Here is a 19896-nt window from a genome sequence, read left to right as displayed (position 1 = left end):
ATCAGTCCAGCCAGCCGTCCGGCAGCGGTTCGGGCAGCGGCGCGCTCGTGCGCAGGCGCCGGAACTCGCCCTGGCCGGCCGACTCCGTGATCGCGGTCATGATCTCCAGGACGTGCAGGCCGAGCGCGCCGGAGGCCCGGTGGGGCGTGCCGTCACGCAGCGACCTGGCCAGGTCCAGGACGCCCATGCCGCGACCGACCTGCGAGCCCTCGACGGGCAGCTCGCGCCAGTCCGCCTCCCGCGGCCCGCGCACCAGCAGCGGCCCGCCGAAGGTGTTGGGGTCGGGCAGTGACAGCGCGCCCTCGGTGCCGAGGATCTCGATCCGCCGCCTCGGGACGGCCGAGTCGAAGCTGAACGTCGCCGACACCGACGGCCCGCTCGCCAGGTCGATCAGCGCGTGCACGTGCGTGGCCACCTCGACGGGGAACGTCGTGCCCGCCCGCGGTCCCGCGCCCGCCACCCGCAGCTCACGGGCCCTGCGCGTGCTGCCCGCCACCTGTACGGCGGGGCCGAGCAGCGCCGCCAGCGCCGTGAGGTAGTACGGCCCGAGGTCGAACATGGGCCCGCCGCCCCGCAGGTAGAAGAACTCGGGACTCGGATGCCACGCCTCCGGCCCCATCCCCTGCACGGCCGCGGTGACCGCGACCGGCTCGCCGATGATCCCCGAGCGCAGCGCCCGCCCGGCCGACTGCAGCCCGGCGCCGAGGAAGGTGTCGGGGGCGCTGCCCACACGCAGTCCCAGCCCCTCGGCCTCCGTCAGCAGCTTCTCGCCCTCGTCCAGGTCGAGCGCGAGCGGTTTCTCCCCGTACACGTGCTTGCCGGCCCGCAGCGCCGCCAGGCCGACGGCCGCGTGCGCCGCAGGCACGGTGAGGTTGACCACGATCTCGACCTCGGGCACCCCCAGCACCGATGCCACGTCGCCGGAGACCGGCACTCCGTGCTCGGCGGCGACCGCGGCCGCCCGCGCGGTGTCGAGGTCGGCGACCCCGATCACCTCGATCTCCGGGAAGCCGGCCAGGACGCGCAGGTAGGCGGCGCTGATCACACCCGCTCCGACGATCGCCACGCCGGTCATCGCACCTCCAGGGCGCTGAGGTAGGCGTGGCTGGCGGCCAGGGCGTCGAAGATGTCGCCGTCGCAGGAGTCGAGCTCGACGATCCGCAACGCGCCGGGCCTGGCCGACAGGATCTCCGGCACCGGCACGACGCCGGAGCCGACGGCCGTGTGCGGCTGGTCCTTCACCCCCGGCCCGTCCTTGACGTGCAGGGCCAGCACCCGGTCGCCGAGGCGGCGCAGCAGCGCGGGCACGTCGGCGCCGCCCACGTAGGCCCAGTAGGTGTCGACCTCCAGGAAGATCTCGGGGGCCAGGAATTCGAGAGCGTGGCGGTCGTCGATCACCGGCTCGATCTCCCACCAGTGGTTGTGGTAGCCGATGCGCACGCCGTACTCGCGGCCCTGCTCGGACAGGGCGAGAAGACGCTCCGAGGTTCGCAGCAGGCCGTCGCGGGTGGCGAACTCCTCGTGCGGGATGCCGCCCGGGATGATCGCCAGCTCGGCGCCGAGGGTGGCGATGGCCTCGAAGACGGGGCCGGTCTCCTCGCCGAGCAGCGCGTACGCGTGGGTGCTGGGGATGGCCAGGCCCAGCTCGTCGCAGAGTTCGCGCATGCCCTTGGGGTCGTTCATGGGGTCGAAGGGCTCGACCGCGCGGTAGCCGATGCCGGCGATCCGGCGCAGCGTTCCGTCACGATCTGCTGACAGGGGGTCGCGGACGGAGTAGAGCTGGACGTTGAGGGGATTGATCATCGACTCTCCAAGGCAGGTGGCCGCTCTACCCATTCGACCACGCCGCTACCTTAGGGACGTGACCTCCCCTATCAAGCTCGACGTCTCGCTGGGTGCCGGCCTGCGCAGCGGGTGCGGCTGCGCGAGCCTCGTGGTGCTGATCCTCGTGGCCTTGGCGAGCATGTCGGCGCTGGGCGCGGGCATGACGACGTTCCAGACCGCGGTGACGCTGGGGTTGTTCGCCGGGGTCCCGATCCTGGGGCTGATCGGCGTCTGGATCTTCCTGAGGCGGGGCACGGCGGCCTGGCTTGAGGGGACGACGCTGGTCAGGAAGGTCGCGTACCGGACCGTCCGGGTCGACCTGACGCGCGCCACGCTCGTCTACACCGGCCACTCGCTGATCGTGCGGGAGCCGGAGACGGGTTCGTTCCGCCTCGCGCTGCGTACGCCGCTGCCCGAGGACGTCGTCGACTTCCTCAAGGAGCACGCGGGCTCACGGCGTCAGACCTGAACCGTCCGCGTGAACGTGTTGCGATAGGCCAGCGGCGAGACCCCGACCGCGGCGTGCAGGTGCTGGCGCAGGGAGACCGCCGTGCCGAACCCGGCCCGCCTGGCCACCTCGTCCACCGGCAGGTCCGTCGCCTCCAGCAGGTCCCTGGCGTGCCCGACCCGCTGCCCGGTCAGCCACTTGGCCGGGCTCAGCCCGGTCTCCTCGCGAAAGCGCCTGGTGAACGTGCGCACGCTCATGCCCGCGTGCGCGGCCAGCGTGGTCAGGTCGAGCGGCTCGGCCAGCCGGCCGATCATCCAGGCGCGGGTGGCCGCGGTGCTGGTGCCGGAGGGGTCGGGCAGCGGCCGGTCGATGTACTGCGCCTGCCCGCCCTCGCGCGAGGGCGGCATCACGCACCGGCGGGCGGCCCGGTTGGCCACCTCGCTGCCGAAGTCGCGCCTGATCACGTGCAGGCACAGGTCGAGCCCGGCGGCCACGCCCGCCGAGGTGAGCACGTCGCCGTCGTCGATGTACAGCACGTCGGGATCCAGCTCGACCAGCGGGAACAACGACGCGAACCGCGCAGCCTCCCGCCAGTGCGTGGTGGCCGGGCGGCCGTCGAGCAGCCCGGCGGCGGCCAGCACGAAGGCGCCCGTGCAGATCGACATGATGCGCCGGTGCCCCTGGAGCGCGGCGCGCACGTCTCCGGGGAGCGTGCCGTCCACCATCACCGGCCCGCCGTGCACGCCGGTCACGAGCACGGTGTCGGCGGTCTCGAGCACGCCGAGATCGTGGTCGGGCGTCACCGAGTACCCGGCGTCGCACCGCACCGGCAGCCCGCCGGGCGAGCACGTCACGATCTCGTAGAGCTTCTCGCCGTCCGGTGTCTCCGCCACCCGGAACACCTGGCCGGGCACGCCGAGGTCGAGCGTGGCGAAATGGTCGAGCACGACAACCGCGACACGATGCACCATGGCCTGATTCTTTCACATATTGGCTCTCCGGCCACTTTCGCCCGCGTCATCGGATCGATCAGCATGATCCGGTGAGAAGACTGCACCGTGCATGGCTGGTGGCGGCCGTGGCCTTTGTGGCCATCCTCGGCGCCGCCGGCTTCCGCGCCACCCCCGGCGTCCTGATCGAGCCGCTCCAGCGCGAGTTCGGCTGGTCCACCGCGACGATCTCGCTGGCCGTCTCCATCAACCTCGTCCTGTACGGCCTGACCGCCCCCTTCGCCGCCGCCCTCATGGACCGCTTCGGCATGCGCCGCGTGGTCTCGGTCGCCCTGCTCCTGGTCGCGGCGGGCAGCGGCGGCACCCTGGCCATGACCGCGTCGTGGCAGCTCCTGCTGTTCTGGGGCGTCCTGGTCGGGCTGGGCACCGGCTCCATGGCGCTGGTCTTCGCCGCGACCGTCACCGACCGCTGGTTCGTACGGCACCGCGGCCTGGTCACCGGCCTGCTCACCGCGGCGGGCGCCACCGGGCAGCTCATCTTCCTGCCCGTGCTGGCCCACCTGGCCGAGGGACCGGGATGGCGGGTGGCCTCGCTGACCGTGGCCGGGTGCGCGCTGGTCGTCGTCCCGCTCGTGTGGTGGCTGCTGCGCGACCACCCGGCCGACGTGGGCACCACCGCGCTGGGAGCCGAGCCGGGGGCGGGCCGTACGGAACCGCCCGCCGTCAACGCGGCGGTCAGGGCGCTGTCGGTGCTCAGGTCGGCGGCGCGCACGCGGCCCTTCTGGTTCCTGGCCGGCGGCTTCGCCATCTGCGGCGCCAGCACCAACGGACTGGTCAGCACCCACTTCATCCCCGCCGCGCACGACCACGGCATGCCCCAGGCGAGCGCCGCCGGGCTGCTCGCGCTGGTGGGGATCTTCGACGTCGTCGGCACCGTCGCCTCCGGCTGGCTCAGCGACCGGATGGACGCGCGCGTCCTGCTCGGCGTCTACTACGCGCTGCGCGGGCTGTCGCTGATGGTGCTGCCGGGGCTGTTCGCCGCCACCACCGAACCGAGCATGCTCGTCTTCATCATCTTCTACGGCCTCGACTGGGTGGCCACCGTCCCGCCCACCGTCGCGCTCTGCCGAAAGATCTACGGCGCCGACGGCGGCGTGGTGTTCGGCTGGGTGTTCGGCTCCCACCAGATCGGCGCCGCGATCGCCGCCGTGCTCGCCGGCCTCACCCGCGATCAGCTCGGCAGCTACGACCTGGCCTGGTACGCCGCCGGCGCGCTCTGCCTGGTCGCCGCCGCGCTCTCGCTGGCCATCGGAAGGGGGTCGCGCCCGCTCGCGGGGACGCCGTCGGGCATGCTGGTCAGCGATGAACGACGAGCTTGAACTGAGGGTCCTCCCGCTGGTGGTCAGGATCGAGCGGACCTCGCCGCCCGAGCGCACCGACGCGCTGGAGGCGGCCGCGATGGCCGTGCTGAGCGTCCTGGCCGATCCGGGGGAGTGGAGCGAGGAACTGCTCGCCTGGCAGGCCACCGGGAAGATCCGCAAGGTGGTGCGCCGGGCGCGCGGGGCCGAGTGGGCGCGGGTGCTGGCGCTGCCGGGCCGTACCGTCGAGCACCGGTCGGCAGAAGTCCGCGTGCATCCGCCCGTCCCGCTCGACGGGTGGCCCAAGGACCTGTCCAGGCTTCAGGTGTCCGGCACCGACCTGGCCGACAGCGCCGCCGTACCGACCGCCGAGCCACCCGTCCTGTGGGAGAACCCCGTGCTGGAGATGAGCGCGGGCAAGGCCATGGCGCAGGCCGGGCACGCCGCCCAGCTGGCCTGGTGGGCCAGCGGGACGGCCGAGCGGGCGGCCTGGACCGAGCGCGGGCTGGCCGTCTCCGTCCGCACGGCGCCCTCGCGCGAGCGCTTCGACGCGCTGTCCGGCAGCGGGCTGCCGGTGGTGCGCGACGCCGGGTTCACCGAGATCGCGCCGGGCTCGTGCACCTTCGTCGCGGAAGCGCCCTGGCTGGCGGGCTCTAGAACGCGATGATGTCGGCCAGCACGCCGCCCTGCGGGGTGAGGCGGTGCGGACCCGGCGAGTCGTAGACCACCATCAACCGCCCGTCCGGCAACATCGCCAGGCCCTCCGGATGGTCGAAGCCGATCCCGAACGGCAGCTCCGCGACGGTCTCCAGGTCCTGGGCGCTGACCACGTCCGTGTGCTTGCCCGCCCGCCAGCGCACCACCCGAACCGGCCCGTCCAGATCCATGCTGGGGCCGGTGAGCAGCAGCAGGTCGCCGTCGTAGGGGCACAGGTCCCGCACGCCCAGCCCGCCCAGGTCCAGGAAGTGTTTCTTGTATGGCGTCGCCAGCCGTAGCCTTCCCCGGTCGGCGGGGACGGGGTTCACCTCCAGCACCACGGCCCAGCCCCTCAGCACCGGCCCGCGCAGGCCCAGGAAGACCCGGCGGCCGATGACCGCGATGCCCTCGATGTCCAGGCCGTTGTCCTTGCCGGGCAGTGCCAGGAACGGGGCGAGGTGCTCGTCGTCGTCCAGGTGCCGGGCCAGGTTCTCCTTGCCGGACATGATCTCGCCGGGCAGCGGGCTGTTGGTGACCGGGTCCAGCGGGAGGCGTACCAGGATGAACCGGTTCTCCTCGCGCAGCACCGTGGCCAGGCGCCTGGCGGCCTTCTCCGGGTCCTTGGACTTGGGCTTGCGCCGCTTGAGGCTGTGGGAACCCACCAGCCACAGCTGGCCGTCGGTCCTGGCCAGGCCCTCGATGTCGGCCTCGTCGTGGGGGCCGGCGGGCAGGTCCACGTAGTCGGCCAGATGGAAGGTTCGCTGGTCGTCGTAGCGCTCGCCGTTCCAGGCGAGGTGTTCGATCGTGGCGGTCTCGTCACCGGCCAGCCAGAGGCCGGCGCCGTCATGGCGGACCGCGGACAGGTTGGTGTGGGTCAGGGTCTCCCGCGAGGCGGGATGGAATCGGAGCTCCACCTGGTGCACCCTGCCATGATGACACTTCCGTAGCTTCTTGCACGCAATAGCTGGATTTGTCGTACGCTCCCGTCGTGCTCGATGGGGAAGGTGGGACCGTGGGTTCCCGTGTGACAACGGCGGACAAGCCGAAGAACGCCTCCCCGCCAAGGCGTTCCCGCATCGGCGACCTGCGCATGCGGGACGTCTACCGCGGGCTCGCCGTGCTCGTCGCGGCGGCGGTCGCCGTCGTCGCTGTCGTGCTCGCACTTCCCTCCGGGCCGTCCGGGCCGGACGAGGTCGCGGAACGGCCGGTCGCCGCGCCATCGACCGCCCCGCCGACCTCGTCCGCCCAAACCTCCGCCGAGCCGTCGGCCATCGTTTCCGCCGAGCCCTCAACCGGCACGTCAGCCGAGCCGTCGGCCATCGTTTCCGCCGAGCCCTCGGCCGGCACGTCCGCCGAGCCTTCCGTGTCCGGCGGGCCGTCGACCGGCGCGTCCGCCGGGCCGGCGACGACGTCGGCCGCGAGCTTGGGCGCCGTGCCGCCCGCGGGCACCGCGCAGCCCGGCGGCACGGCGCAGCCCGCGGTCACCCCCTCCGCGGCGGTGCCCGCGCTGCCCAGTCCCGCCCCGTCGGTCTCCCAGGCGGCGGCGCGGCCCACTCCCCGGCCCACGCCCTCGCCCGGCGCGTCCCTGGCACCCGGATACACGGCCATGGAGGCCTTCTACGCCGACGCCCGCCTGCCGGAGGTGCCGGGGAAGCCGAAGAAGGCCGTGCTGCCCAAGCCCGGCCGCCGCGTGCTCGCGGACAAGCGGAGCGGCGTGGCCGTACCCCTGCTGGGCAGGCCTTGGAAGCGGCACCGCGGCGCGCCGTTCACCAGCAAGCAGGTGCTCCCCAAGCTGCGCGGCCGCGCCGAGCGCGGCATGATCGTGAGCTGCCCCGTCCCGATCGAGGCGCAGAAGAACCCGCGCGACACCGCGCTGCTCGCCGCCCGCTGGACGCTCAACCTCCACCCCAAGGGCGCCACCGTCCGCTGGCTGACCTCACAGCCGGTCAAGGGCGGCTGGGCGACGATCTACCAGGTCAAGTACGGCAAGCGGTCCTCGGTCGCCGCCGTGGTCGTGCTGGACGGGGGAATGGCCAAGCCGGGACTGGTGTTCGCTTCGATACCGGACACGCAACGTAAGCGTTGGCGTGACATCTACCGCGTCGTCTCTGGTGCCCGTGTTCTAGGGTAGAGATCATGGATGCGGCGATTTGGGGGAGTGACGCCGTGGAACGCTCTGGGCCGCCTCAGGAGCAGGACAAGAACAAGCAGAAGCCCTGGCGCGCCGAGGGCCTGCCGGGTGGTTCGGGAAGCGGGCGTCCCAAGATCAACTGGTGGCGCTTCGTCGTGACACTGCTCGTGGTGTACGCGGGCTTCTTCCTGGTCTCGTCGTTCTTCGACAGCGAGCCCGTGGAGACGATCTCCTACACGGAGTTCACCAAGCAGGTGACGGCCAGCAACGTCAAGGACATCTCGGCCGAGGGCACGTCCGTCCAGGGTGAGTTGAAGGCGGCGGCGACCGACCCCGACGACAAGAAGCAGTACACGAAGTTCGAGACCGAGATCCCGGTGTTCGCCAACACCGACCAGCTGGACGCCCAGCTGAAGGCCGCCGGCGTGAACATCACGTCGACCCCGGTCGGCGGGCGCGGGCTCTTCCTGAACCTGTTGCTGTCGTTGTTGCCCGTGCTGCTGCTCGCGGCCCTGTGGATCTGGGTGATGCGCCGCGGCGCCAGCATGATGGGCGGCGGCGGCCTGGGCGGGCTCGGCAAGTCGAAGGCCGCCAAGCCGGTCGAGAGCTCCAAGATCCGGGTCACCTTCGACGACGTGGCCGGCATCGACGAGGTCGAGAACGAACTCGTCGAGATCGTCGACTACCTGAAGGACCCGGGCAAGTACCGCAGGCTCGGCGCCAAGCTGCCCAAGGGCGTGCTGCTCGCCGGCCCGCCCGGAACCGGCAAGACGCTGCTGGCCCGCGCCGTGGCCGGCGAGGCCAACGTGCCGTTCTTCTCCGCCAGCGCCTCCGAGTTCATCGAGATGATCGTCGGTGTGGGCGCCTCCCGGGTGCGCGACCTGTTCGAGGAAGCGCGCAAGGTCGCCCCGGCGATCGTGTTCATCGACGAGATCGACGCCATCGGCCGCGCCCGCGGCGGCGCCTCCGGCCTCGGCGGGCACGACGAGCGCGAGCAGACGCTCAACCAGATCCTCACCGAGATGGACGGATTCTCCGGCGCCGAGGGCGTCATCGTCATCGGCGCCACCAACCGGCCCGAGGTCCTCGACTCCGCCCTGCTGCGCCCCGGCCGCTTCGACCGGACCGTACAGGTCGGCCTGCCCGACGCGGCCGGCCGCAGCGCCATCCTCAAGGTGCACACCCGCGGCGTACCGCTGGCCGCGGAGGTCAGCCTCGACCAGCTCGCCAAGACGACGCCCGGCATGACCGGCGCGGACCTCGCCAACCTCGTCAACGAGGCGGCGCTGCTGGCCGCCAAGCGCGGCAAGGACAAGGTCGGCACCGCCGACTTCGCCGACGCGCTGGAGAAACTGCAGCTCGGCGCCGCCCGCAGCATCGTCATGCCGGAGGAGGAGCGGGTCAGGACCGCCTACCACGAGGCCGGGCACGCGCTGCTCGGCATGCTCCAGCCCGGCGCGGACCCCGTCAGGAAGATCTCGATCATCCCGCGCGGCCGGGCCCTCGGCGTCACCCTGTCCACGCCCGACACCGACCGCTACGCCTACGACGAGAAGTACCTGCGCGGCCGCATCGCCGGCGCCCTGGGCGGCATGGCCGCCGAGCAGGTCGTGTACGACCTCATCACCACCGGCGCCGAGAACGACCTGGAGCAGGTCACCATGATCGCGCGGGGCATGGTGGGCCGGTGGGGCATGTCCGCCAAGGTCGGCCCGCTCACCATCCTCCCGAACGACGGCCAGCAGCCCCAGGCCTCACCCGCCACCCTCGCCACCGTGGACGAGGAGGCCCGCCGGATCGTGGACGAGTGCTACGAGGTGGCGGTGCGCATCCTGACGGATAACCGCGACAAGCTGGAAGCCATCGTGGTGGCGCTGCTGGAGCACGAGACGCTGGACGAGGCGGGCGCCTACGCGGCGGCCGGAGTCACCCGGCCGGTGAACACCCCGCTGGAGGCCCCCCGCGCCAACGGCGAACTGCCTCGGGGCGCGGACGCTCCCTCGGGCCCGGCACCGCTGCCGGAACCGTCGGTGGACGGGTCGCCGGTGTCTGACGTGTCCGCTTCTGACGTGTCTGTTGCTGACGCGTCTGTTTCGGATGTGTCCACCTCGACCCCTCCGGCCTCGAACGGGGTTGCCGGCGAGTCTTCCGATACACCCAAGCCCTGACGCGCCTTCCGGGGGGCCTGAGCGCCGGTTCCCTCCTGGGCCTCCGCGAGGCCTGCGCTGCTGAGGGCCTCGGCTCTGGAGTGCCTGGTTCCCGCCGGTCTTCCGTGAGCCGTGGCCATGGCCGCTGAGCTGCCGTGAGGACCCGGTTCTGGGGCCTGCACGGCGCGAGGCTTGGGCTTCGGTCCTATGCGTGGCGGACCCGGTTCTCCCGTGTGACTTTCGGGAGGTCCGGGTTTCGTGGTTCCGGGATCCGCTTGTGAGGCTCCGGTTGTCTCGCGGGTTGGGGGGGTTGGGGGGCTCGGTGGGTTTGAGGCGGGCCGTACCTGATCTGAGGGGTGTTGGTAGACAGTTAGGTCAATTCGGGAAATAGCTCGATAAAGCGGAGGGTAGGTCCACCCGAGACAAACGATCGGGGGGACTTGTCGTGTCACTCAATGATGAGCTACTCGCACAACTGGGCGACTCCGGACTGCAGCAGATCGCCGGTCTGCTCGGCACCGACACGGCCACGGCGCGCAGCGTCGTCGAGGCCGCGACGGGCACCATCGCGGGCGGCATGGCCCGCAACGCCGAGGACACCGACGGCGCGCAGTCGCTGCGCAGCGCACTCGACCAGCATGTAGACGCCGACCCCTTCAGCGGTGACGTCGCCAGCCTGTCGAGGGACGGGGAGGGGATCCTGGGTCACGTTCTCGGCTCGCAGGGGACGGAGCAGGCGGCGCAGGGGCTGGCACAGTTCGCCGGGATCAACTCCGGCACCATCATGAAGCTGCTGCCGCTCATCGCACCCATGATCATGTCCTTGCTGGCCAACCGCGCCTCCCAGCGGAACATGGACGCCGGAGCCGTGGCCGACGACCTCAACCAGGAACAGGCCGGGATGCAGACCGGCGGACTCGGGGACCTGCTGGGCGCGGTGCTCGGCGGCATCTTCGGCGGCGAACAGCCCCAGAGCCAGCCACAGGGCCAGCCGCAGCAGCCACCCCAGCAGCAACAGCAGCCGTCCTCGGCCGCTCCGGGCACGTCGAACCCCGACTGGTGACCGGTAAGCTGGGGTGATGATCGTCCTCGCCTCAGCGTCACCCGCCCGTCTGGCCCTTCTGCGCACCGCCGGGCTCGATCCCAAGGTGATCGTCAGCGGTGTGGACGAGGACGCTTACACCGCGCACTCGCCCGCCGCGCTGAGCCTCGTGCTGGCGCGGGCGAAGGCGCGCGCGGTGGCCTCCGACCTGGACGAGGGGCTGGTCATCGGCTGCGACTCCATCCTTGAGCTGGACGGCCGGCCGTACGGCAAGCCGGGCACGCCCGAGGAGACCGCCAAGCGCTGGCGGATGATGCGCGGCCGCACGGCCCGCCTGGTGACCGGCCACTGCGTCATCGACGTGGCGGCCGGCCGGGAGGCCGCCGAGACGGCGACCACGGTGATCCGCTTCGGCCAGCCGACCGAGGCGGAGCTGGAGGCGTACATCGATTCGGGCGAGCCGCTGCAGCTGGCCGGTGGGTTCAGCATCGAGGGACGCGGCGGGTGGTTCGTGGACGGCATCGACGGCGACCACGGCAACGTTCTGGGCATCTCACTGCCGCTGACCCGATCGCTGTTCGAAGAACTGGGCCACTCGGTGACGTCCTACTGGCGGTAGCCGCCCTTCGCGGCGCTGACCACCACCGCCGCCCTCCGGTCACACGACCCTGCCACCTGACCAGGCCCGCGAGCGCCGCCGCCGCCCACTAGCGCCGCTGGGCTCCGCGTTGGGGGGTGCGGCGGCCATGTGTGGTGCGGCGCTGCGGACCGAGCCTTGCGCGGGGGCGGCGAGGCTATCGATGTGGCCTTCATGTGGTGCGACGCTCCGGAGCAGGTCTTGTGCAGGGCGTCGACGCCGTGATCCTCGTGGCGGCACGCATGTGGCGCTCTGCTGTAAGGGCCGGCCGTCCGGGGGATACCCTTTCCGGCCACCTGAGGCTTGGGTTCTCGGGTGGGCCTTGTGCTCGACTGGCTGGTTGGTGAGCTGCGAAGGTGATCTTATGAAGCGCACTTTCGAGGATCTGGTGGACGAGGCCGCGTCGGTGTCTGTCGACGGGTGGGACTTCTCGTGGCTGGACGGGCGGGCGACGGAGGCGCGGCCCTCGTGGGGGTACCAGCGGCTCATGGCCGAACGCCTGGCCGGAGCCACCGCCGGGCTGGATATTCAGACGGGCGGTGGGGAGGTGCTGGCCGGGGCGGCGCGGCTTCCGTCGTTGATGGTCGCCACCGAGTCCTGGGCGCCGAATCTTGCCAAAGCCACCCGGCTGTTGCATCCGCGGGGGTGCGTGGTGGTGTCGGACGCGGATGAGCCGCCGCTGCCGTTCGCCGACGGGGCCTTTGATCTGGTGACCAGCCGGCATCCGGTGACTGTGTGGTGGGAGGAGATCAGCCGCGTTCTGGCGCCCGGCGGGACGTACCTGTCGCAGCAGGTGGGGCCGGAGAGTGTGTTTGAGCTGGTCGAGTACTTTCTGGGGCCGTTGCCTGCGGAGAGGCGGCGGGCTCGGCATCCGGATGACGCTCGGGCTGGTGCGGAGGGCGCCGGGCTTGAGGTGGTTGATCTCCGGTTCGAGCGGTTGCGGACGGAGTTCTTCGACGTGGGCGCGGTGATCTACTTTCTGCGGAAGGTGATCTGGATGGTGCCTGGGTTCACGGTCGAGGAGTATGTGCCACGGTTGCGGGAGCTGCATGAGCGGCTGGAGGGCGAGGGACCGTTCGTGGCCACCACCACCCGCTTCCTGATCGAGGCCCGCAAGCCGGGCTAACCTCGCGACCCTCGCCTCGGCCTCCTGCGTTCCTCGTGATTCTTGCCGCCATTTGGGCGCGCGTGGTTGCTTGCTGGTCGCCGACGGTCGCCGACGGTCGCCGACGGTCGCCGACGGTCGCCGACGGTCGCCGGTCCTGCTCCTTGGCGCTGCAGCCGGCCGCGTGTGGTGGTCGTGGTTGTGCCGCTTCCGGGCTGGGTGCGGTCCATGTGGGTTGCGCTGCTGGCCCTCTGGTCTTGGCGGGTGGGGTTGTGGCGATAGCGGGGGGTTGGGGCGCCGGGCGGCGGGGTGGTGCGTGGCGGGCTTGGCGCCCCTCGCCGGTGGGCGGGGTGGGGCACGGTGGCTGGTCAAGGTGGGCCGTAGCGGCGGGGACCCCGTCCGACGTGAGAAGCGACCCCCACGATCGGCGGTCACTCGCGGCGGCGGGTGGGGGTGGGGTGGCTTGCCGTAACGGATGGTGGGGGTTTCTCGCTGTAGCGGCGAGTGGGGGCGGCTTGGCATAGCGGGCTGGTGGGTTTTGTCGGCGGGGTGCGGCAACATAGCGGGTGTGCTACTGATCGACGTGGTCCGGGTGTCGGAGGCGGTGACGCGGACGTCGGCTCGGCTGGGGAAGGTGGGACACCTCGCCGAGCTGCTCGGCAGGGTCGGCCCCGATGAGGCCGAGATCGCCATCGCCTATCTGTCCGGTGAGCTGCCGCAGCGGCAGGTCGGGGTGGGGTGGCGGACGCTTCAGGACATTCCGCCGCCTCGGCTGGCCGCCACCGCCACGTTGGCTCAGGTGGATGAGTTGCTGAGCCGGATCAAGGCGGTTTCCGGGCAGGGGTCGCAGGCGGCGCGGAAGGGGCTCGTGACGGAGCTGTTCGCGGGGCTGACCAGTCAGGAACAGGCGTTTCTGACCCGGTTGCTCAGCGGGGAGCTGCGTCAGGGGGCGCTTGATGGAGTCATGATCGAGGCGTTGGCCAAGGCGTCCGGGGCGCCGTCGGCGGATGTGCGGCGGGCGTTGACGCTGCGGGGATGGCTGCCCGCGGTGGGGGCGGCGGCACTTTGCGGTGGAATTGACGCTCTGCGGGCGTTCCGGCTGGAGGTCGGCCGTCCGGTCGCTCCCATGCTGGCCGGCAGCGCGGCCAACGTCGCCGCCGCACTCGAAAAGGCCGCTCAGGCCAGGCCGCAGACGCCTGCCAAGCACGCTGAAGATGGCGCCCCGGGTGTGGTGGCGCTGGAGTGGAAGCTGGATGGGATCCGGGTGCAGGCGCACCGGTCCGGGGAGGATGTCCGGGTTTTCACTCGCACGCTCGACGACATCACCAACCAGGTTCCCGAGCTGGTCGAGGCCATGCTCGCCCTCCCCGAGACCGATCTCGTGCTCGACGGTGAGCTGATCGCGCTTCAGCCGGACGGCCGGCCGCACCCTTTCCAGGTCACGGCGAGCCGGGTGGCCAGCAAACTGGACGTCGCGCGGCTGCGCGAGGAGACGCCGTTGAGCGTGTTCTTCTTCGACGCGCTGCGGGCCGGTGGCGCGGATCTTCTCGATCTGCCCTACGCCGAACGGCAGGAGGCCCTGGCCAGGACCGTTCCGCCGGGTCTGCTCACTCCGCGCCTGGTCACCGGTGACGTGGCCAAGGCGGAGGCGTTCTTCGCCGAGGTCGTGCGCGCCGGGCACGAGGGGCTCGTGGTCAAGACCCTCACCTCCCCGTACGCCGCCGGCCGGCGTGGTGCCGGATGGATCAAGGTGAAGCCGCGCCACACCCTCGACCTCGTGGTCCTGGCGGCGGAATGGGGTCACGGCCGCCGCGAGGGCAAGCTGTCCAACCTTCACCTGGGCGCCCGCGATCCCGAGGGCGGCTTCGTGATGCTGGGCAAGACGTTCAAGGGGCTGACCGACGAACTGCTCGCCTGGCAGACCGAACGGTTCCTGGAGATCGCCGACGGCCCCACCGACGGCTGGACGGTCACGTTGCGCCCCGAGCTCGTCGTCGAGATCGCCTTCGACGGGGTCCAGCGCTCGCCGCGCTATCCCGGCGGCATGGCGCTGCGATTCGCCCGGGTGCTGCGCTACCGCCCGGACAAACAGGCCGGCGAGGCCGACACCGTCGACACGGTCCGGTCACTCATGGTCTGACGTCAGCGTTTGGGCCATTTCCAGCTGGGTCCGTCGAGCGGTCCCTGCCCTGCCACTCCGGTCTCGCCCAGTTCCTTCACCAGTTCGATCGTCGTGGCCTTGCGTCGTTCCAGCGCGGTGACCAGGGGTTTGGCGTGCGTGACGACGATCACCTGCGTCTCCTCGGCGGCCGCGGCGATCAGTTCGCCCAGGGGTTCGAGGAGGTCGGGGTGGAGGCTGGTCTCCGGCTCGTTCAGGACCAGCATCTCCGGCGGGCGGGGGGTGAGGAGCGCCGCCACCCACAGCAGGTACCGCAGCGTGCCGTCGGACAACTCCGCGCTGCCCAGCGCGCGCAGCAGTCCGTGCTGCCTCAGCGTGAGCTCCATGCGCGTACCCTCAAGCGCGATCTCCACCCGGCTGCCCGGGAAGGCGTGGTCGACGGCCGCGTCGAGCGCGTCCGCGTCGCCGATCTCGCGGATCGTCTGCAGCGCCGCCGCCACGTCGCCGCCGTCGTGCCCCAGAACCGGGGTGCGGGTGCCGATCTGTGCTTGTCGTGCTGGTGCGTGCGCGTCCGTCCGTAGATGGTCGTAGAAGCGCCACGACCTGATCCGCTCGCGCAACACCAGCAGATCGGGCGCGCGCACCGGATCCGCCATCTCGCTGAGCATGCTGTCGAAGGGCTGCAGGTCGTGCGGTACGAACTCCCACTTGCCGCCGCGATCACGAATCTGTACGGCGGGGCCGCCCCGCTGGGCCAGCAACGTCGCGGGCCGGAGGATGGGCCCCGCCCAGGTCGCCTCGGCCTTGATCTCCGGGTCGAGGGAGAAGGCGGAGGCGGCACCGCCGTACCCGCCGGAGGGGATGGGCAGGCCCAGGTCCATGGCGTAGCCGAAGTCGTCCCCGGCGAAGCCCAGCTTGAGGCTGACCGGGCCGGAACGGGTCGTGCCCTGCACCGGGTGGATGCCCTCGCGTACGCTCCGGCCGATGCTCTCCGGCCCGGCCCACAACGTGGACGCCAGGCCGCCCTCCCTGGCCAGAGCGGCGACGGCGCCGTTGCGCGCCGAGTCGGCGAGCAGGCGTAGTGCCCGGTAGAGGCTGGACTTGCCGCTGCCGTTCGCGCCGGTCACGACGTTGAGCCGCCCCAGGGAGACGAACAGCCTGCGCAGTGACCGGTAGTTCTCGACGGCGAGCGTGTTCATCATCGTGCCAGGGTACGGCGCGGCGTCCAGGGTGCGCGGTGTCCAGGGTGCGCGCGGCCAAGATGATCACGCTGAGTGTTCGCCGGGAATCCAGGACACCACAAGATCAGGCGCGTACCCTCAAAACTCTAGTGAAACTTGTGATCAAAGTGATATATGTCACTACTTGACTCATTAAGTTGCCTTTACTCGGGCTTTGTCGCGTATGTTCACTCCGTTGCCGGGGCGTTGACTCGCCCCATCCTGCCGGGAACGGCCTAAGCGCGCCCCATACCCCTTCTCGCCTGGCCTTTCCCCGTCCTGTCCCCTATCTAGGACTGTGGTTCCCCTTGGGTCAGCATTCGACCAAGCCGTCTCGTCCGAACCCCCTTGCCCGGTCCTCCGCAAGCGGCAAGCGCCGCTGGACCGCCTTGGCCGCCGGAGTCGCCGTCGTCGCGGCCGCCTCGACCACCGCTTGGGCCGCGGTTACCAACGGTGACGAAACCCAGCGCGCCACCGCCATGAACACCGCGGCCGTCCCTCCGGCCCAGACCCCGTCCGGGCGGCCCTCCGCCGCCTCACAGACCGCCACCCCGAAGCCACGGCACGGTGCTCCGGCCCAATCTCAGGGCAAACCAGCGCCTACACCTTCGCCCCGTGACCCCGAGGCGTCCCCCAAGCCGTCGTCAAGCCCCAGCAAAGCGCCGAGCGCGCCCAAGGTGGCCAAGGCGGAGCGGGTCTCCAAGCCGCGTACCCGGGTCGTCTCCAGCGGTACCTGCGGGGCCTCCTTCTACGGCGAGCCCCAGATGACCGCCAGTGGGGAGCGCTTCAACCCGTCCGCGATGACGGCGGCGCACAAGACGCTGCCGCTGGGCAGCCGGGTCCGGGTCACGAACCCGAACAACGGCGACTCGGTGACCGTCCGCATCAACGACCGTGGGCCCTATGTGGGCGGACGGTGCCTGGACCTCTCGGAAGCCGCCTTCGACGCCATCGGCAACACCGGCTCGGGCGTCATGACCGTCAAGTACGAGGTCCTGGCCAGGTAGCCCCTTCACCTGCTTTTCACCTGCTTGACAGGCGGGCTTTGGCGTGGAGGCCCTCACACGGCGGCGGGGCCGCCGGGGAGGGCGGGCGTCGGCGGTTCTCGCGGCGTGCGGTCCGGTGTCCGGAGCAGACAGGGGCGTGGCTGGGCGGTGCCTCGTGTCGCCCGGAGACCCGGTGGGCCAGGTCTCGCCGGTGCCTCGCGTGGAGATGGCTGTCCCGTGCCGAACTGATCTCCCGTGTGCAGCCAGGTCGCATGTGGGGTTCGTGTGCGGGCCGGGCCACGTGTGCGGCCGGGTCGCGTGCGGGCCGGGCGAGGTGTGGGGCCAGGTCGTGTGCGGGCCGGGGTCGTATTTGGGACCGGGTCGTGTGTGGCGCCGGGCTCGCAGGTCGAGCCGCGTCCCGCATGTCCCGCGTCCCGTGGTCCCGTGTGGTCCGTGTCTCGTGTGGGCTGGTGCCCTATGGGCCCGGGTCTCCCGCTTTCGGGCGGGAGCCGGGTGGGCCGAAGGGTCCAGCATGGCCGGCGGTTGGTGTGAGGCCGAAAGCCCCTCTCCGGTCGCCTGGGCTGGTGGCCGCGCGTCGCGGTTGAGGTTATTTGATCAGGCGGACCGTCAGCGGGTAGCGGAACTCGTTCTCCGACAAAGCGGCCACGCCTCCGGCGATCGACAGGATGACCGCGGCGATCCAGATGACCGGCAGCAAGATGACGCCCACGATGGTGAACGGGAGCAGGAACGTCGCTCCAGTCACCGTGAGGTGGAAGTTGAGCGACTCCAAGGCGTGGCGGCGGATGTAGGGCGAGGTCTTGCCGCCGGTCAGCAGGAGGATCAGCGGGCCGATGATGGGAAAGCCGATCAGCGCCACGAGGTGGGCCGCGGATGCGCCCAGGCGTTCGTTGCTCTCCGTGGGGCCATGATGCTTCGGCGGTGCCGGAACCGCTGCCTGGTGCAGGTGGGCCGCGGGGCGCGAGCCGTACAGCTCGGTCATGATGGGCATGAGGTCGCCGTGCGTGCGCGCCGTCATGGCGCGTTCGAGGCGGTCGTCGAACTCGAGTTTGTCGAACCGGCCCTCGGCATAGGCGGCCTGGATGTGCTCCACGACGTGCTCGCGGTCCTGGTTGGTCACCCGCAGTTGGGCTTCGGGCACAGGTCCCGGGCCGCCCGGGGGTGTGGGTGCCTCTGTCATCGCGGCCATGCCTCTCCTTAGCTCAGGCGGTCTGTCCCTATGCTGCATCCTTTTCCGGTGCCGTGGGATCGGGAGGAACCCCGAAGTCTCCCTTAGAACAGCCCCGACGCGGCGACCGCGAAACCGATATAAAAAGGAACCATGAGATGGCGAGACCGCTATGGGCTCCGGCGTCTGCGCGGGCCGAAGGTCGCTAAGTTCGACCGGGAGGCGACGGACGCCGACATCGAAGCGCTCATCGCCTTTGCCAAGTCGCGGCGCGGCGTCGAGTTCTACGTCGAACCGGAGACCTTTGCCACTGACACCACGGCCGTCGCCGTGGCTGACGACGGGGAGTGGACCCGGCGACGGGTCGGCTCGCCCGCCGTCATCCACAAGGTCGCCCGTGACCTGGCGCTGCCCGTGTACGACGTGCAGCTGACGGGGTATCCACAGCGCATGCGCGCCTACAACGAGAAGAAGCGCAGGGAGGAGGGCGGGTTGTAGCCCGCCTGCCCTCGGGGTACGCGCCGGTCTGGCGCGTGCCCTTTTCGTGTGCGTGCGATCTTCCTGCTTGTCTCTGGTCAGCCCCTGGTTGGGGCCGCTCCGGTGGTGTGGTGTCGCTGGTTGCCCAGGGGTGACCTGCCGGGCCGCTGAAGGGGCCGGGCGGGCTGGTCTGGCGCGTGCCCTTTTCGTGTGCGTGCGATCTTCCTGCCTGTCTCTGGACAGCCCCTGGCTGGGGCCGCTCCGGTGGTGTGGTGCTGCCGGTTGCCCAGGGGTGACCTGCCAGGCCGCTGCAGGGACCGGGATGGGGCGGTCAGGTGGTTGTGGCTTCTGTGGGGTTGTCCAGGGTGGTCAGGCGGTTATGGAGTCTGCGGGGTCGTCCAGGAGGGTGGTCAGGGGGAGGAGCCAGGCGGCTCTTGGGGTGCCCATGGCGGTGTCCAGTTCGGCGGGGGTGGGCAGACGGCCGCGCAGGAGTGAGGGCGGCAGCAGGTGCTGCAGGGCGTGCATCAGCAGGTTGGCCATGGAGTAGGCGGGGTCGATGGTCAGGGCGCGTTCCAGGGCTATGACGGCCAGAACACTGTCACCGGAGCGCCAGCTGGACATGGCCAGCAGGGAAGCGGCCGCGGGGACGAAGCGGGGCTCCAGTCTGCGGGTCAGGTCCTTCCAGAGTGGGGCGTGGGCGTCGTCCATCAGCGTCCAGGCCTCGTCCCGGATGCGGATGATCGTGAGGTCCAGTCCGAGTTTGGCGGCTTCCATGTCGTCGAGGCGGCGGCCGGCGGCGTGGGAGGCGATGGCGGCGCGGACCCTCACCAGGCCCTCGGCCACGAACCGGCGGGCGAAGGCCTCGGTGTCCTTTGAATCTGCCAGGCGGGCGCGGAGGTCGGCTACGGCGGTGGCCGTGGCGGCGCGCATCGACATGCGGACCGGGCCGGAGCACGGGGCGATGGTGCGTTCCAGAGTCTGGCGGTCGGGGAGGGCCACCATGCCGTGGACCGTCGCCTCGGCGGCCACGGGGCTGGTCGTGGGGTCGTAGGGGGTGCCCGTGGGCGGGCAGCAGCGGGGCAGGTCGCAGGTGTAGGACCAGTAGCGGCCGTCCTCCGCTCGCAGGGCCTCGCCGATCTTCACACCCTCCGCCGCCGCCAGGCGTCTGGCCTCGTCGATCGCCGGGGTTACCAGCGGGCCGGTGCCGTAGCCGACGAGGATCAGTTCGGTGATCTTCTCCCGCGCCAGGACCGGGGTCAGTGGTGCGAGGGCGTCCTCGGGCAGGGGCAGGCTCCAGCGGGCCGCGATCTGGGCCCGGTCGGCGGCCATGCCGATCACGATCAGGCTTTCCGACGGATGGAAGCCGACCAGGTACGGCAGCGCGGCGAGGATGTCGGATGGGGAGAGGAGGGTGAGGCACGGGGTCATGGGGCATGAGGGTGCCGTGGATGGGGGTGCGGCCGGGGAGCCGAAAGGCGTTCTGGGGATGGGCCGGGGTTGGGGCAGTCCGGCTGTGGACAACGCGGGCTGTTCCAGGAGGATCGCCACACGGGTCGTTCCAGAAGGA

Annotated in this window: 18 protein-coding genes; 11 read left to right on the top strand and 7 right to left on the bottom strand. The window is 71.2% G+C overall.

Going from position 1 to position 19896, the window contains the following annotated elements; all coding sequences use genetic code 11:
• Position 1: 1 nt before the first annotated feature.
• Positions 2 to 1075, bottom strand: a complete 1074-nt coding sequence (locus ACIBKY_RS28775; protein WP_397101237.1) for a Gfo/Idh/MocA family protein — start codon at positions 1073 to 1075, stop codon at positions 2 to 4.
• On the bottom strand, positions 1072 to 1803 hold the full coding sequence (locus tag ACIBKY_RS28770) for a sugar phosphate isomerase/epimerase family protein (RefSeq protein ID WP_397101235.1): 732 nt from the start codon (positions 1801 to 1803) through the stop codon (positions 1072 to 1074). The genes ACIBKY_RS28775 and ACIBKY_RS28770 overlap by 4 nt, the downstream gene beginning before the upstream one ends.
• Before the next feature lie 58 nt (positions 1804 to 1861).
• On the opposite strand from ACIBKY_RS28770, the gene ACIBKY_RS28765 reads away from it, so the two are divergent.
• Positions 1862 to 2293, top strand: coding sequence for a hypothetical protein (locus ACIBKY_RS28765; protein WP_397101233.1), 432 nt, complete (start codon positions 1862 to 1864; stop codon positions 2291 to 2293).
• On the opposite strand, the gene ACIBKY_RS28760 is transcribed toward ACIBKY_RS28765, so the two are convergent.
• Complete coding sequence (locus ACIBKY_RS28760) at positions 2284 to 3243, bottom strand: GlxA family transcriptional regulator (protein ID WP_397101231.1); 960 nt, start codon at positions 3241 to 3243, stop codon at positions 2284 to 2286. The two genes, ACIBKY_RS28765 and ACIBKY_RS28760, sit on opposite strands and share 10 nt — an antisense overlap.
• A gap of 71 nt (positions 3244 to 3314) precedes the next feature.
• Here ACIBKY_RS28760 and ACIBKY_RS28755 point away from each other — a divergent pair, with 71 nt between their 5' ends.
• On the top strand, positions 3315 to 4601 hold the full coding sequence (locus ACIBKY_RS28755) for an MFS transporter (RefSeq protein WP_397101229.1): 1287 nt from the start codon (positions 3315 to 3317) through the stop codon (positions 4599 to 4601).
• Positions 4585 to 5247 carry a peptidyl-tRNA hydrolase gene (locus ACIBKY_RS28750; RefSeq protein WP_397101227.1) on the top strand — a complete coding sequence of 221 codons (663 nt, stop codon included), beginning with the start codon at positions 4585 to 4587 and terminating at the stop codon, positions 5245 to 5247. Before ACIBKY_RS28755 ends, ACIBKY_RS28750 begins: the two co-directional genes overlap by 17 nt.
• Here ACIBKY_RS28750 and ACIBKY_RS28745 read toward each other — a convergent pair.
• Positions 5234 to 6190, bottom strand: a complete 957-nt coding sequence (locus tag ACIBKY_RS28745) for a DUF3616 domain-containing protein (RefSeq protein ID WP_397101225.1) — start codon at positions 6188 to 6190, stop codon at positions 5234 to 5236. The two genes, ACIBKY_RS28750 and ACIBKY_RS28745, sit on opposite strands and share 14 nt — an antisense overlap.
• 98 nt (positions 6191 to 6288) lie before the next feature.
• Between ACIBKY_RS28745 and ACIBKY_RS28740 the strand changes: the two genes are divergently transcribed.
• The 6 genes from ACIBKY_RS28740 (at position 6289) to ACIBKY_RS28715 (ending at position 14478) form a co-directional block, all read left to right on the top strand.
• The gene (locus ACIBKY_RS28740) at positions 6289 to 7407 is read left to right on the top strand and encodes a hypothetical protein (protein WP_397101223.1); all 1119 of its coding nucleotides are present in this window, start codon (positions 6289 to 6291) and stop codon (positions 7405 to 7407) included.
• 5 nt (positions 7408 to 7412) lie between these two features.
• Positions 7413 to 9575, top strand: a complete 2163-nt coding sequence (gene ftsH / locus ACIBKY_RS28735) for an ATP-dependent zinc metalloprotease FtsH (protein WP_397101221.1) — start codon at positions 7413 to 7415, stop codon at positions 9573 to 9575.
• 424 nt (positions 9576 to 9999) lie between these two features.
• Positions 10000 to 10617 carry a DUF937 domain-containing protein gene (locus ACIBKY_RS28730; protein WP_397101219.1) on the top strand — a complete coding sequence of 206 codons (618 nt, stop codon included), beginning with the start codon at positions 10000 to 10002 and terminating at the stop codon, positions 10615 to 10617.
• 16 nt (positions 10618 to 10633) lie between these two features.
• Entirely contained in the window at positions 10634 to 11215 is a 582-nt protein-coding gene (locus ACIBKY_RS28725; RefSeq protein ID WP_397101217.1) for a Maf family protein, read from the top strand.
• Between the two features lie 382 nt (positions 11216 to 11597).
• Positions 11598 to 12359, top strand: a complete 762-nt coding sequence (locus ACIBKY_RS28720) for a class I SAM-dependent methyltransferase (protein ID WP_397101215.1) — start codon at positions 11598 to 11600, stop codon at positions 12357 to 12359.
• 547 nt (positions 12360 to 12906) lie between these two features.
• Positions 12907 to 14478 (top strand): ATP-dependent DNA ligase, encoded by a 1572-nt coding sequence (locus ACIBKY_RS28715; protein WP_397101213.1) that lies wholly within the window; start codon positions 12907 to 12909, stop codon positions 14476 to 14478.
• A 2-nt stretch (positions 14479 to 14480) separates the two neighbouring features.
• On the opposite strand, the gene ACIBKY_RS28710 is transcribed toward ACIBKY_RS28715, so the two are convergent.
• A complete protein-coding gene (locus tag ACIBKY_RS28710; RefSeq protein ID WP_397101211.1) occupies positions 14481 to 15659 on the bottom strand; it encodes an AAA family ATPase in 1179 nt (392 codons plus the stop codon).
• Positions 15660 to 16354: 695 nt separating this feature from the next.
• Between ACIBKY_RS28710 and ACIBKY_RS28705 the strand changes: the two genes are divergently transcribed.
• On the top strand, positions 16355 to 16684 hold the full coding sequence (locus tag ACIBKY_RS28705; RefSeq protein WP_397101209.1) for a septal ring lytic transglycosylase RlpA family protein: 330 nt from the start codon (positions 16355 to 16357) through the stop codon (positions 16682 to 16684).
• Positions 16685 to 17270: 586 nt separating this feature from the next.
• On the opposite strand, the gene ACIBKY_RS28700 is transcribed toward ACIBKY_RS28705, so the two are convergent.
• Entirely contained in the window at positions 17271 to 17873 is a 603-nt protein-coding gene (locus ACIBKY_RS28700; protein ID WP_397101207.1) for a DUF1707 and DUF4870 domain-containing protein, read from the bottom strand.
• A gap of 132 nt (positions 17874 to 18005) precedes the next feature.
• On the opposite strand from ACIBKY_RS28700, the gene ACIBKY_RS28695 reads away from it, so the two are divergent.
• On the top strand, positions 18006 to 18350 hold the full coding sequence (locus ACIBKY_RS28695) for a hypothetical protein (protein WP_397101205.1): 345 nt from the start codon (positions 18006 to 18008) through the stop codon (positions 18348 to 18350).
• 348 nt (positions 18351 to 18698) lie between these two features.
• Here ACIBKY_RS28695 and ACIBKY_RS28690 read toward each other — a convergent pair whose 3' ends face one another.
• Positions 18699 to 19757, bottom strand: coding sequence for a DUF4192 domain-containing protein (locus tag ACIBKY_RS28690; protein ID WP_397101203.1), 1059 nt, complete (start codon positions 19755 to 19757; stop codon positions 18699 to 18701).
• Positions 19758 to 19896 lie beyond the last annotated feature (139 nt).

The sequence above is a fragment of the Nonomuraea sp. NPDC050394 genome (assembly GCF_044459065.1).
In the GTDB taxonomy this organism is placed as follows: Bacteria; Actinomycetota; Actinomycetes; order Streptosporangiales; family Streptosporangiaceae; genus Nonomuraea.
Note: the sequence above shows the minus strand (reverse complement) of the source record. Positions and strands in the feature narration are given on the sequence as shown.